General features: G+C 72.7%; 12 protein-coding genes. 9 read left to right on the plus strand and 3 right to left on the minus strand.

Annotated features, from left to right (window positions below):
* Nucleotides 1-20: 20 nt before the first annotated feature.
* The 4 genes from HHX41_RS02535 to thiI all read left to right on the plus strand — a co-directional run bounded on the left by HHX41_RS02535 (nt 21) and on the right by thiI (nt 4577).
* Nucleotides 21-1046 (plus strand): 6-phosphofructokinase, encoded by a 1026-nt coding sequence (locus HHX41_RS02535; RefSeq protein ID WP_169978654.1) that lies wholly within the window; start codon nt 21-23, stop codon nt 1044-1046.
* Nucleotides 1047-1302: 256 nt separating this feature from the next.
* On the plus strand, nt 1303-2559 hold the full coding sequence (gene macS, locus HHX41_RS02540) for a MacS family sensor histidine kinase (RefSeq protein ID WP_182904634.1): 1257 nt from the start codon (nt 1303-1305) through the stop codon (nt 2557-2559).
* Nucleotides 2560-2588: 29 nt separating this feature from the next.
* On the plus strand, nt 2589-3245 hold the full coding sequence (locus HHX41_RS02545) for a response regulator transcription factor (RefSeq protein WP_182904807.1): 657 nt from the start codon (nt 2589-2591) through the stop codon (nt 3243-3245).
* A gap of 135 nt (nt 3246-3380) precedes the next feature.
* On the plus strand, nt 3381-4577 hold the full coding sequence (gene thiI / locus HHX41_RS02550; protein ID WP_169978650.1) for a tRNA uracil 4-sulfurtransferase ThiI: 1197 nt from the start codon (nt 3381-3383) through the stop codon (nt 4575-4577).
* 57 nt (nt 4578-4634) lie between these two features.
* Here the strand turns inward: thiI and aroF are convergent, their stop codons facing one another.
* A complete protein-coding gene (gene aroF / locus HHX41_RS02555; protein ID WP_182904635.1) occupies nt 4635-5675 on the minus strand; it encodes a 3-deoxy-7-phosphoheptulonate synthase in 1041 nt (346 codons plus the stop codon).
* A 255-nt stretch (nt 5676-5930) separates the two neighbouring features.
* Here aroF and HHX41_RS02560 point away from each other — a divergent pair, with 255 nt between their 5' ends.
* Nucleotides 5931-6551 (plus strand): molybdopterin-dependent oxidoreductase, encoded by a 621-nt coding sequence (locus HHX41_RS02560; protein WP_169979727.1) that lies wholly within the window; start codon nt 5931-5933, stop codon nt 6549-6551.
* Nucleotides 6552-6578: 27 nt separating this feature from the next.
* Nucleotides 6579-7721: a sensor histidine kinase gene (locus HHX41_RS02565; protein ID WP_182904636.1), complete on the plus strand. Its 1143-nt coding sequence runs from the start codon at nt 6579-6581 to the stop codon at nt 7719-7721.
* 12 nt (nt 7722-7733) lie between these two features.
* Here the strand turns inward: HHX41_RS02565 and HHX41_RS02570 are convergent, their stop codons facing one another.
* The gene (locus HHX41_RS02570; RefSeq protein ID WP_182904637.1) at nt 7734-9101 is read right to left on the minus strand and encodes a HAMP domain-containing sensor histidine kinase; all 1368 of its coding nucleotides are present in this window, start codon (nt 9099-9101) and stop codon (nt 7734-7736) included.
* A 214-nt stretch (nt 9102-9315) separates the two neighbouring features.
* Between HHX41_RS02570 and HHX41_RS02575 the strand changes: the two genes are divergently transcribed.
* Nucleotides 9316-10044: a LytTR family DNA-binding domain-containing protein gene (locus tag HHX41_RS02575; RefSeq protein WP_169978642.1), complete on the plus strand. Its 729-nt coding sequence runs from the start codon at nt 9316-9318 to the stop codon at nt 10042-10044.
* 33 nt (nt 10045-10077) lie between these two features.
* Here the strand turns inward: HHX41_RS02575 and HHX41_RS02580 are convergent, their stop codons facing one another.
* A complete protein-coding gene (locus tag HHX41_RS02580; RefSeq protein ID WP_182904638.1) occupies nt 10078-10659 on the minus strand; it encodes a TetR family transcriptional regulator in 582 nt (193 codons plus the stop codon).
* Between the two features lie 76 nt (nt 10660-10735).
* Here HHX41_RS02580 and HHX41_RS02585 point away from each other — a divergent pair, with 76 nt between their 5' ends.
* Nucleotides 10736-11680, plus strand: coding sequence for an ATP-binding cassette domain-containing protein (locus tag HHX41_RS02585; RefSeq protein WP_182904639.1), 945 nt, complete (start codon nt 10736-10738; stop codon nt 11678-11680).
* Nucleotides 11677-12504 carry an ABC transporter permease gene (locus HHX41_RS02590; RefSeq protein WP_182904640.1) on the plus strand — a complete coding sequence of 276 codons (828 nt, stop codon included), beginning with the start codon at nt 11677-11679 and terminating at the stop codon, nt 12502-12504. Before HHX41_RS02585 ends, HHX41_RS02590 begins: the two co-directional genes overlap by 4 nt.
* Nucleotides 12505-12766: the final 262 nt, after the last annotated feature.

A 12766-nucleotide genomic window follows, 5' to 3' on the forward strand; every position in this document is an offset into this window, starting at 1 on the left:
CAGATGGAGGAAAACCCGTCATGCGTATTGGAGTCCTCACCGGAGGCGGCGACTGCCCCGGGCTGAACGCGGTCATTCGCGGCGTCGTCCGCAAGGGCGTCGGCGTGTACGGGCACGAGTTCGTCGGATTCCGGGACGGCTGGCGTGGCCCTCTGGAGGGCGACACCATGCCGCTCGACATCCAGGCCGTGCGGGGCATCCTGCCGCGCGGCGGCACGATCCTCGGCTCCTCCCGCACGAACCCGATCAAGATCGAGGGCGGCGTCGAGCGCATCAAGGAGAACCTCGCCGCCACCGGCGTGGACGCCCTGATCGCCATCGGCGGCGAGGACACGCTGGGCGTGGCCAAGCAGCTGCACGACCGCGGCGTGAACGTCGTCGGCGTGCCCAAGACGATCGACAACGACCTCAACGCCACCGACTACACCTTCGGCTTCGACACCGCGGTCAACATCGCGATGGAGGCCATCGACCGGCTGCACACCACGGCGGAGTCGCACCACCGCGCGCTGATCTGCGAGGTCATGGGCCGTCACGCCGGCTGGATCGCGCTGCACGCCGGCATGGCCGCGGGCGCCAACGTCATCCTCATCCCGGAGAAGCCGTTCGACATCGAGAAGGTCTGCGCCTACGTCGAGTCGCGCTTCAAGACCCGGTACGCGCCGATCATCGTCGTCGCCGAGGGCGCCCACCCGCTCGAGGGCCAGATGGCGCTGCAGACCGGCGAGCTGGACGCGTTCGGCCACGTGCGTCTCGGCGGCATCGGCGAGATGCTCGCCAAGGAGATCGAGAAGCGCACCGGCAAGGAGGCCCGCACCACGGTCCTCGGCCACATCCAGCGCGGTGGCACGCCGACCGCCTACGACCGCGTGCTCGCGACCCGCTTCGGCCTCGGCGCGATCGACGCGGTGAACGAGGGCGACTACGGCAAGATGATCGCGCTGCGCGGCACCGACATCGTGCGCGTCGCCCTCGCCGAGGCGACCGCCGAGCTCAAGACCGTGCCGGCCTCCCGCTACGAAGAGGCCGAGGTCTTCTTCGGCTGATCGGACGCGGGCCCGTCACCACGGCCCGCGCACGATCCCGTACGGCTCCCGCGACGCCCCGCGGGAGCCGTACGCATGCGAGGCCCCCGACGAGACCCGCGGACGCCGGAGACCGCGGGCGCTCTCCGGCGACCCGCCTGGGCCCTCGCCGCCGCGATCCGGCGGAAGATCGAGGCGGAGACGCGGCGGTTGCCCGAATATGTGAGCGGAGGGCGCGGCACGCCCTCCCGGCTCGATCAGGAGAGGGCGCCGCGCGATGGGCATCGAGGGACCGTTCTGGCGGGCGATCGCGGTCTTCCGCCTGGCGTCGCTCGCGTACGCGGCGCTGCTCGTGCTCAGGGCCGGCGGCTACGCCCGTCCGGCCGTGGCCTGGGCCGTCGTCGGCGTGATGGCCGCCTGGACGGCCGTCACGCTCGTCCTCTATCCCGCCGCGCGGCGCGGGCCGCTGCTGGCGGCCGACCTCCTCGTCACGGTGGGCTGCCTGCTGGCCACGCCGTTCGCGCAGAGCCGCGGCGACGTGCTGGCCGGGGCGATGCCGATCACCGCGACTTGGGTGGCCGGGCCCGTCCTCGCGTACGGGGTGGCCCGGGGACGCCGTGCGGGCGCGGTCGCCGCCGCGGCGGTGTCGGCGGCCGACCTGTGGCTGCGCAGCGCCGGCGGGATCGACCTCGCCTCGTTCCCGGTGAACGGCGCCGTGCTCATCTTCATGGCCGGGGTCGTCGTCGGGCACGTCGCCCGGCTCGCGCGGGAGGCCGAGGAGCGCATGCGGCGCGCCGAGCGGATCGAGGCCGCGGGCCGCGAGCGGGAGCGGCTGGCCCGGGGCATCCACGATTCGGTGCTGCAGGTGCTGGCGCTCGTGCAGCGCAGGGGCGCGGAGATCGGCGGCGAGGCGGCCGAGCTGGGCAGGCTCGCGGGGGAGCAGGAGTCGGCGCTGCGGGCGCTGGTGCAGGCGCCGCCCGTCGCGCAGCCGCCGCACCCCGTCCCGCCGCCCGGACTTCGCGGCCGGCTCCGATCACCGGCGCGCCCTCGCCGTGCCCTCGCCCGCGAAGGGACGTCCCGCCGTGTGACGAACACCACGACGGCGGAGCCCGAGGTCGACCTGCGCGACCTGCTGCGGCCGTACGGCACGGCGCGCGTGACCGTGTCCGCGCCCGCGACACCGCTGCCGCTGCCGGCCGAGAGCGCGCGGGAGGTGGCGGCGGCCGTCGGCGCGGCCCTCGACAACGTCGTACGGCACTGCCCCGGCGACACCCGCGCGTGGATACTCGCGGAGGAGGACGGCGGCGCGGTCGTCGTCACCGTCCGCGACGACGGGCCGGGCATCCCGGAGGGGCGGCTCGATCAGGCGGCACGCGAGGGGCGCATGGGCGTGGCCCAGTCGATCCGGGGCCGCGTGGCCGACCTCGGCGGCACGGTGACGGTCACCTCGTCGCGGTCGGGAACGGAGATCGAGCTGTCGGTCCCGGCACGGACGCCGCCGCGACCGGGCGAAGGAGGCGAGAGGCGCTCGTGAACGAAGACGGACGGCCGCCGGTGCGGGTCATGGTGGTGGACGACCATCCGATGTGGCGGGAGGCGGTCGCCCGCGACCTGACCGAGGCCGGGTACGACGTGGTCGCCGCCACCGGCGAGGGCCGCCAGGCGCTGCGCGTCGCGGCGGCCGTGCGGCCGGACGTGGTGGTCCTCGACCTGCGGCTGCCCGACCTGGCCGGCGTGGAGGTGGCCCGGGGCCTGGGCGCGTCGGCGGCCCCGCCGCGTGTGCTCGTCCTGTCGGCCAGCGCCGAGGAGGAGGACGTGCTGGAAGCGGTCAAGGCCGGCGCCTCGGGATATCTGGTGAAGTCGGCGAGCCGGGAGGAGTTCCTGGACGCGGTCCGGCGGACCGCCCAGGGCGACGCCGTCTTCACTCCCGGCATGGCCGGGCTGGTGCTGGGGGAGTACCGCAGGCTGGCCCACCTGGCACCGGACCGGGGCGGGGACGCCGGACGGGACGGCCCCCGGCTGACCGACCGGGAGACCGAGGTGCTGCGCATGGTCGCCAAGGGCCTGACGTACCGGCAGATCGCCGAACGGCTGGTGCTGTCGCATCGCACGGTGCAGAACCACGTGCAGAACACCCTGAGCAAGCTCCAGCTCCACAACCGGGTCGAGCTAGTCCGCTACGCGATCGAGAAGGGCCTGGTCGAACTCGACGGAGGATAATCGGCGTTGTCGCGGCGGCGGCATTAAAGTGGGGAAGCCCGCATCGCGGTGACGCGTTGTCCTTGGCGTATGTTCCCCCGGCCGTGCCCTCCCCGGTGTGACGGCCGTCCCTGTCCGTCCGGAGGTTTTCCACCAATGACCATGACCGCCCTCGGAGAGCCCTCGGTGCTGCTCAAGTTAGGCGAGGTGGTCCTGAAGGGCCGGAACCGCGAGATCTTCGAGATGCGCCTGCGGGCGAACATCAAGCACGCCCTCAAGGGCCACCGGGTCGACATCCGCCAGCGGCACGGGGTGATCGCCCTGTTCCTGCCCTCGGGAACCGAGGTGGAGGAGGCCGAGGCGGTGGCGGCCCGCGTGGCCGACGTGCCCGGAATCGTGCTGGTCCACCTCGCGTGGCGGGTGCCGAAGGACCCGGACACGATCACCAAGGCCGCCATCGACCTGATCAGGGACAGCGACGAGGTGGCCCGCAAGGCGCGCTTCGCCGTACGGTCGCGGCGTCGCGACAAGCGCTTCCCGCTGCGCTCCAACGAGCTGGACCGCGTGGTCGGCGGGGCGATCAACGACACCTACGGGCTGCCGGTCGACCTGAGCAACCCGGAGCTCACCGTGCACATCGAGGTGGACAAGGACGAGGCGTTCCTGTTCACCGGGGGCCGGCCGGGCCAGGGCGGCCTGCCCGTCGGCTCCAGCGGCCGGGCGCTGGCGCTGCTGTCCGGCGGGATCGACTCCCCGGTCGCCGCCTACCGCATGATGCGGCGTGGCCTGCGGGTGGACTTCCTGCATTTCTCCGGCATCCCGTTCACCACCTCGGAGTCGATCTACAAGGCGTACGCGCTGGTGCGCAACCTGGACAAGTTCCAGGGCAAGTCGCGGCTGTGGGTGGTGCCGTTCGGCAAGGCGCAGCAGTCGATCAGGAACTCCGGCCAGGACCGGCTCGCGGTGATCGCGCAGCGGCGGCTGATGCTCAAGACGGCCGAGGAGGTCGCCCACCGCATCCACGCCGAGGCGCTGGTCACCGGAGACAGCCTCGGCCAGGTCTCCTCGCAGACCCTGACCAACATCACGGCCCAGGACCACGCCGTGGACCTGCCGATCCTGCGCCCCCTGATCGGCCTGGACAAGACCGAGATCATGGCCGAGGCCCGCCGGATCGGGACGCTGGAGATCTCCGAGCTGCCCGACGAGGACTGCTGCACGCTGCTCGCGCCCAGGCAGGCCGAGACCCGCGCGAAGATCGAGGACCTCAAGCAGATCGAGAGGCGTCTCGACGCCGAGGACCTCGCCGCCCAGCTGGCCGACTCGATCCAGCCGTACAAGCTCGACGTCTGAGCGAATGCATCGGGACCGCGTCCCGCGGTCCCGATGCACCCGGCCCGGTGTCACCGGTCAGGCGGGGACGGGGGACGCGAACGTGGCCGCGGTACGGCCCAGCAGCGGGGGGAAGTCGCGCAGCACGGCCGCGAGGTCGTCCAGGTCGCCGTCGACCAGGGCCTGCGGCCCGTCGCAGAGGGCCTGCTCGGGGTGCGGGTGCATGTCGACGATCAGGCCGTCGGCCCCGGCCGCGACCGCGGCCCGGGACAGCGGCAGCACGAGGTCGCGCCGGCCGCCGGAGTGCGACGGGTCGACGATCACCGGCAGGTGCGACAGCCGCTGGACGACCGGGACCGCCGAGACGTCGAGCGTGTTGCGGGTGGCGGGCTCGTAGGTGCGGATACCGCGCTCGCACAGCACGATGTCGAGGTTGCCGCGCTGGGCGATGTACTCGGCCGCCATCAGCCACTCCTCGATGGTCGCCGTCATGCCCCGCTTCAGCATGACCGGCTTGCCCGCCGCGCCCACGGCCTGCAGCAGCGCGAAGTTCTGCGCGTTGCGGGTGCCGACCTGCAGCATGTCGGCGTACGACGCCACCAGCGCCACGTCGTGGGCGTCCACGACCTCGGTGACGATCGGCAGCCCGGTCTGCTCGCGCACGTCGGCCAGGATGCGCAGGCCCTCCTCGCCCAGGCCCTGGAAGGCGTACGGCGAGGTGCGCGGCTTGAAGGCGCCGCCGCGCAGCAGCGTCGCGCCCGCCGCCTTGGCCATCAGCGCGGCCTCCAGCGTCTGCTGCGGCGTCTCGACCGCGCACGGGCCCGCGATCAGGGTGACGGTGTCCGGGCCGATCGGCACGCCGCGCACGGTCACCGTGGAGCGCTGCGGGTGGTTCTCCCTGCTCACGAGCTTGTACGGCGTGGAGACGCGCACGACGTCCGCGACGCCCCGCATGCCGCGCAGGTTCAGTGCGGCGAACTGCTCCACGTCGCCGACGAGGCCGACGATCGTACGGTTCACGCCGCGGCTCGTGAACGCCTCCCCTCCGGCCGCGGCGACGAGGCCGATGATCGCCTCGATGTCGTCCTGGGTGGCTTCCGGGGTCATGACGATGACCATGGTGACTCCTGTCGCGTGAGCGGTGAACGGTGCGGGTCCGGAAAACGACGAAGGCCCCGGGTCCGTGTGGACCCGGGGCCTTCGTTCGCCGTGGCTGTCAGCGCAGCGCATGGAGGCGATCGGTCCTCACGGGTCCGTCGCCATACCAAAACGACCAAGCGGTGCGCATGCGACGCAATATAGCGCATGGTTTCATGATCGTGCCCCACTGTGCGTCAGGGGGCCGGTGCGGTCGTGTCAGCGGCGGATGGCAGGATGGCCTGCGTGCCGGAGAAACCTGAGGAGGAGACGCGCCTGCCACCGGGCCAGTACGTCCCACGCGGACAGCCGGTCGTCCACTACGGAAGGGTCCCGGGGTTCCGCCCGGAGACGTGGCGTTTCCAGGTGTTCGGCGCCACGGCCTCGGGCCGGGTCCATGAGTTCTCGTGGGAGGAGTTCTCCTCCCTGCCCACGGCGACGGTCGTGGCGGACTTCCACTGCGTCACCAAGTTCTCCATCATGGGCAACGAGTGGAGCGGCGTTCCCACGTCGGCGCTGCTCGAACGCGTCCCCCCGGCGCACGGTGTGCGCCACGTCATGGTCTGGGCCGAGTACGGCTACAGCGCCAACCTGCGACTGTCCGACTTCGACCGCCCGACCACGCTGTTCGCCACGCACCTCGACGAGAACCGGCTGTCCCCCGAGCGCGGCCACCCCGTACGGATCGTGGTGCCCCACCTGTACGCCTGGAAGAGCGTGAAGTGGGTGCGCGCGGTCGAGTACCTGACCGAGGACCGGCGCGGGTTCTGGGAGGATCGCGGCTACCACAACGTGGCCGACCCCTGGAAAGAGCAGCGCTACTCATACCAGGAGGACCCGGGCGACGGCCCGCCGTGAGGCCGCCGAGCGGCTACGGTGTCCGGCGTGTCTTCAGCCGTATGGGTCACGCTGTGCGCGCTCTGCGGGGTCTGCGGCGGCGCGCTGGGCCGCGCCCTCGCCCGCCGCGGGCCGTCTTCCGCTGAGCCGCCGGGTGAGGCGACGTTCCTCGCCCTGCGCGTGGCCGGGCTGGCCGCGGGCTCGCTGCGCGCCGGGCTCACCAGAGGCGCCGCCCGCCGTTCCGTACGGCACCTGCGGGCGTTGCTCGGCGCCGCCGGCCTCGCCGTCGCCACGGACGACCGGGTCCTGGCCAGGGACGGCACGGGGGTGCCGGCGGACGAGGCGGTGCTCGCCGAGGTGCGCGCGGCCATGGCGACCGGCAGGCCGCGCGCCGCCCCCGCCCGGGGGGACGCCCGGCACGGCGTGGTGGTCCCGTTGACCGTGGAGGACCGGGTGGTCGGCGCGCTCGCGGCCTACGACGCGGAGGCCGGCGCCGCCCTGCTGCGCACGGCGGCCGAGGTGGGCCGCTGGATGTCCGGCCAGCTCGAACTCGCCGAGCTCGACGCCTCCCGGAGGCGGACGCTGGAGGCGGAGGCGCGGGCCCTGCGGGCGCAGATCTCCCCCCACTTCGTGTACAACTCGCTGACCACGATCGCGTCGTTCGTCCGGACCGAGCCCGAACGCGCCCGCGAGCTGCTGCTCGACTTCGCCGACTTCATCCGGTACGCGCTGCGCCGGGCGGCCGACTTCACCTCGCTCGCCGACGAACTGGGCTGTGTGGACCGCTACCTGCTGCTGGAGCAGGCGAGGTTCGGCGACCGGCTGCGCTTCACCGTGCAGGTCGCGCCCGAGGTGCTGAAGGTCGACGTGCCGTTCCTGTGCCTGCAGCCCCTGGTGGAGAACGCCATCAAGCACGGCATGCCGGGGGAGGTCCGGGTCGTGATCAGGGACGCGGGGCCGGAGGCGCACATCTGGGTCGAGGACGACGGCGTCGGCATGGACCCCGAGCATCTGCGGGCCGCGCTCGCGGAGGAGGGCAGCGGTATCGGGCTGAGCAACGTGGACCTGCGCATGCGCCACCTCTACGGCCAGGACTACGGGCTCATGGTCGAGACGGCGCCCGGCGAGGGAACCCGCATCCGGCTGCGCATCCCCAAGAACCGTCCCCGCGCAGTCCCGGCCCGGGCCTGACCGGGCGGACGATCAGCCGGTCAGGAGCGGGAGCCGGAGCACGAAGCGGGCGCCCCGCGGGGAGTCCTCGACGCACAGGCTGCCGTTGTGCGCCGCGGCGATCGCCCGGCACAGGGCCAGGCCGAGCCCGCTGCCGTCAGGATCCAGACGGCGTCCCGCTTCCAGCCGCATGAAGGGTTCGAAGATGCGCTCCCTGTCCTCCTCGGCGACGCCGTCGCCGTCGTCCAGCACGACCACCAGCGCGTGGGCGCCGTCGCGTCCGGCGGTCACGTCCACCTGGCCGATGGCATGGCGCTGGGCGTTCACCAGCAGGTTCGTCACGATGCTGGCCAACTGCACGCGGTTGCCGAAGACCCGCACGCCGGGCTCGGCCCTGGCGCACACCGGCACGCCTGTCGTACGCGCCGCCGCCTCGGCGCGTACGAGCGCCCCGAGATCGACCGGTTCGGACGAGCACGGCGTGTTCCGGAGCCGGGCGAAGGCGAGCATCTCGTCGATGATCTGCTGCATGCGGTCGGCGGCCGGCAGCGACCTGGCGATCGCCTGCCGTGCGTCCGTCTCCGGGTAGAGCAGCGCCTCCTCCAGCCCCGTGCGCAGGCCGGTGAGCGGAGACTTGAGCTCGTGGGACACGATGGCGGCGAACTCCCGCTGCCGCGTGACCGCCGACTCCAGCCGGCCGAGCGTCTGGTTGGCGGCACGGGCCAGCTGTGCGATCTCGTCCCGGCCGGACGGCTGCGGCACCCGCAGGGACAGGTCGTTGGCGTTGATCTCCGACATCCGCTGCCGGATCGCGTTGATGGGGCGCAGGATGCGGCCTGCCGCCCGCCAGGTCGTCCAGGTCCACAGGGCCGCGAGCAGCGCCCCGCCGGCCCCGATGAGGAACTCCAGTCGCTGTCCGCGCAGGACGGGCGGCTGGTCCGTGCCGGCGTAGACGAAGTGGGGCTCGCCATGCCAGAGCTCCCAGGACTGCAGGGACGGGACCCGGGCGGCGGTGAGCAGGACGCACGGCTCGCTCTCGGGGCACTCGGTCACGTCGCGGAAACGGTTCTCCTCGGTCGGCCGGACCGTGCTCAGCGGCCGGTCGCCGGCCATGGGCCCGGCCGCCGTCACCCGGCCCCGCGAGTCGACGAGCTGGACGAGCGGGACCCGCGCCGTCGGCGTCGGCGGCGGAACCTGCCCGCGTTGCATCAGGCCGATCCACTCGGTGGCGACGCGGCGCGTCTCGATGAATATCTCGCTCTCGACCCGGTTCCGGATCAGCAGGCACAGGCCGGCGCCGATCACAGCGGCGACGAGCACGGACACCGCCGCCACGGCCAGCGTCACCCGTGCCTGGATGGAGTTGGAGAGGGGAAGGAACGTGCCCGGCCTTATGCTCATCCAAGTTCCTCGTTCGGCCTGGTCTCCTCCTCACGGTAGACAGTCCTGGCGGACAAAAGCCCATTTAGGGGCAAAACAGCGAATAGCTCTACCCAGTTTTGGCCTGGCGCTTGGCTCGGCACCTGACGCGATGGTCACGCAGGGTATCGGGAAAGATACCTACCGATCGGTCACCCCTTGCGCGGGGGGCGGGACAGGCGGCACGGTGTACGCCATGCTGCGTGTCCTCGCGGTGGACGACGAGGTCCCCGCCCTGTCCGAGCTCGCCTTCCTGCTCCGCCAGGACGCCCGGGTCGAGCACGTGAGGACGGCGACCGACGGCGGGGCCGCCCTGCACGACATGGTCCAGATGATCGCCGACGGGGAGCGCCTGGACGGCGTCTTCCTCGACGTGCGCATGCCCGGCCTCGACGGCCTGGACCTGGCCCGGCTCATCGGCGGGTTCCCCACGCCGCCCCGTCTGGTCTTCGTCAGCGCCCACGACTGCGCCGTCCAGGCGTTCGAGCTGGAGGCCGTCGACTACCTGCTCAAGCCCGTACGGCCGGAACGCCTGGCGGAGGCCGTACGCCGCCTCTCGGCCGCGGTGGCGCCTCCCGGCGCCGAGGAGGACCTGGAGACGATCCCGGTCGAGCTCGGGGGCCGCACGAAGTTCGTGGCGCGGCAGGACGTCTGCTACGCCGAGGCCCACGGCGACTACGTCCGCCTGCACACGGCCGACGCCGCCTACCTCGTACGGATGTCCCTCGCGGCGCTGGAACGCCGCTGGGCGGGCGCGGGGTTCGTCCGGGCGCACCGCAGCACCCTGGTCAACGCCCGGCACGTGAGCGAGCTGCGCTTCGACGCCGGCCGGGTGGTCCTGCAGGTGGGTAGCGAGGCGCTGCCGGTGAGCAGGCGGCACACCCGCCAGGTGCGCGAGCAGCTCGTCCGCCAGTTCCGTCCCTGAGCCTGCGCGCGATCACGTCACAGCTGCGGCGTCTCAGGAGTGGGCCGGGGACACGACCATGCCGCTCTCGAAGGCGCGGGTCACGGCGGCGGCGACACCGTGCCGGGGGAGCAGTCCCTTCTCGGCCGCCTCCCAGCCGGTGTAGGTGAGGGCCCACAGCACCTGCTGGATCCACTCGGCGCTGACGCCCGGGTCGAACACGCCCTCGGCCTGGCCGCGCTCGATGAGGCCGACGGTGGTCGGCACCGACAGATCCGGTTCGAAGCAGTCCGTGAACTCCTCCAGCACCCGGGGGTCGCCGAACAGGAACGCCAGGCGGTCCCCGGCGTCCACCAGGGCGGCGATCAGTCTGCGCATCGCCTCGAGCGGCGGGCCCTGGTCGATGGCCGCCTCGGCCGTCGATTGCTCCACCACGCGGAAGGAGTCGACGACCGCCGCGTTCACGAGGTCCTGCCGGTCGGAGAAGTAGCGGTGCAGCGTGCTGCGGCCGATCTGCGCGGCTGAGGCGATGGCCGCGAGCGTCGCGCCGCGGTCGCGGGCGAGGACCGAGGCCGCCGCGGCGAGGATGGCACGGCGCGTACGGCTGCGCGTGCCCGATTCCCTGGTGTCGGTCACGCCGGAAGGCTAGCAGCGCTTCCATTACGAGACGATCGCGGTTGAAAATGAGACACCTAAGTCCCATTATGGAATTATGAACTCCTATTCCATCGTCGCTGAGGGGCTGGGCAAGCGCTACAGCGACGCCAGAGCCCTGGACGGGTTCGACCTGAGGGTCGCCGGCGGGAGCGTGTGCGCGCTTCTCGGCCCGAATGGCGCGGGCAAGACCACCGCCGTCCGCGTGCTGACCACGCTGGCGCGGCCGGACTCCGGCCGCGCGCTCGTGGCCGGGTTCGACGTCGCGCGGCAGCCGGCCGAGGTGCGCCGCCGCATCGGCCTGGCCGGGCAGGAGGCGGCCGTGGACGAGATCCTCACCGGACGGGAGAACCTCGAGATGTGGGGGCGGCTCCACCACCTCGGCGCGGCGGCGGCGCGCCGTCGCGCCGGCGAGCTCCTGGAGCGGTTCGGGCTGTCCGAGGCGGCGGGCCGGCGGGTCAAGAACTACTCCGGTGGCATGCGGCGCCGTCTCGACCTGGCCGCCGCGTTCATCCAGGCTCCGCGCGTGCTGTTCCTCGACGAGCCGACCACCGGTCTCGACCCCCGCAGCCGCACGGAGGTCTGGCGCGCCGTGCGCGGCCTCGCCGATGCCGGCAGCACCGTGCTCATGACGACGCAGTACCTGTTCGAGGCCGACCAGCTCGCCCGGCAGATCGCGGTGATCGACGGAGGGAAGGTCATCGCGGACGACACCCCCGAGCGCCTGAAGTCGCTGATCGGCGGCGACCACCTCGATCTCGTCGTGCGCGATCCCGCCCGCCTCGGCGACGCCGCCGCGGTCCTCGCGGGCGTCGCGCAGGCCGAGCCCGTCGCCGACGCGGACACGCGCCGCCTGACCGCCCCCGTACGCGACCGCGTCGGGGCGCTCACCACGGTCGTACGCGAGCTGGAGTGGCGCGGCATCGAGGTCGAGGACGTCTCCCTGCGGCGTCCGACGCTGGACGAGGTGTTCCTGAGCCTCACGGCGGAGGCGGCCGCGTGAGCGCCCTCACCGCCCCGGACGCGCCGCCCCGGTGGGGCGAGCGGCTGCGCTGGACGCTGTCGGATGCGTCGGTCATCGCCCGCACCAATCTCAAGCACTGGGTCCGCAACCCGGCCGCGGTCCTCAACCTGACGCTGTATCCGATCGTCATGGTCGTCCTGTTCGGCTACGTCCTCGGCAGCGCGATGAACGTCGCGGGCGGCGGCGCCTACCGGGAGTTCCTGATGCCGGGCATGTTCTCCCAGACGATGGCGATGGGCGTGATGACCACGATGACGGTGGTCGGCCTGCAGACCGCCCGCGGAGTGACCGACCGCTACCGCTCGATGCCGATCTCGCGGCCCGGCGTGGTGCTGGGGCGCACCTTCGCCGACATCGTCAACTCGGTGCTCGAACTGCTGGTCCTGCTCGCGTGCGGCCTGGTCGCCGGATGGAGCTGGCACCGGGGGATCGGCGGCGCCCTGGCCGCCGTGGGCCTGCTCCTCCTGCTGCGCTTCGCACTCATCTGGGTGGGGATCTACCTCGGGCTGGTGCTCACCCCGGAGGCGGCGGGCGCGGCCTGGCTGCCACTGCTGCCACTCACGATGCTGGCCAACACCTTCGTCTCCCCGGCGCTCCTGCCGGGCCCGCTCGGGGCGATCGCGGAGTGGAACCCGCTGTCGGCGACGGTCGCCGCGTGCCGGATGCTGTTCGGCAATCCCGGCTGGCAGGGCGACTCCTGGGCCGCCGAGCACGCCCTCGCGCTGGCGATCGGCTGGCCGCTGCTGATCACGCTCGTCTTCCTGCCCCTGTCCGTCCGCCGCTACCGCCGCCTCGGCGGCTGAGCTCCGCGCATTCGGCGGCCCGGCCGGGCCCGGGGCGTCTTCACGCGCCCCGATCAACCACTCGTCGCCTCCTGAGGCCCGCTCGTCGTGCGGGAGCGGGCCGCATGGCGCTAACTAGAGACCGCTCGTCCGAACGGCCATCCCCCCGCCCGACTACACCTCGTAGTCTTTCGCACGTCGCAAGACACGCGGGGTAATCACAAAGTGAGCAGGTTGTCACCGAATGGTTACCAAGCGGGGCCCTACTCGGGGGGGAAGGGCC

Origin of the sequence: Microbispora sp. H13382, assembly GCF_014161445.1 — a bacterium.
GTDB lineage: Bacteria > Actinomycetota > Actinomycetes > Streptosporangiales > Streptosporangiaceae > Microbispora.

Bases quoted from the DNA above. Each gene is read 5' to 3' on its own strand.
- HHX41_RS02535 (WP_169978654.1), top strand. From the start codon at position 21: ATGCGTATTGGAGTCCTCACCGGAGGCGGCGACTGCCCCGGGCTGAAC.
- macS (WP_182904634.1), top strand. From the start codon at position 1,303: ATGGGCATCGAGGGACCGTTCTGGCGGGCGATCGCGGTCTTCCGCCTG.
- HHX41_RS02545 (WP_182904807.1), top strand. From the start codon at position 2,589: ATGGTGGTGGACGACCATCCGATGTGGCGGGAGGCGGTCGCCCGCGAC.
- thiI (WP_169978650.1), top strand. From the start codon at position 3,381: ATGACCATGACCGCCCTCGGAGAGCCCTCGGTGCTGCTCAAGTTAGGC.
- aroF (WP_182904635.1), bottom strand. From the start codon at position 5,675: ATGGTCATCGTCATGACCCCGGAAGCCACCCAGGACGACATCGAGGCG.
- HHX41_RS02560 (WP_169979727.1), top strand. From the start codon at position 5,931: ATGGCCTGCGTGCCGGAGAAACCTGAGGAGGAGACGCGCCTGCCACCG.
- HHX41_RS02570 (WP_182904637.1), bottom strand. From the start codon at position 9,101: ATGAGCATAAGGCCGGGCACGTTCCTTCCCCTCTCCAACTCCATCCAG.
- HHX41_RS02575 (WP_169978642.1), top strand. From the start codon at position 9,316: ATGCTGCGTGTCCTCGCGGTGGACGACGAGGTCCCCGCCCTGTCCGAG.
- HHX41_RS02585 (WP_182904639.1), top strand. From the start codon at position 10,736: ATGAACTCCTATTCCATCGTCGCTGAGGGGCTGGGCAAGCGCTACAGC.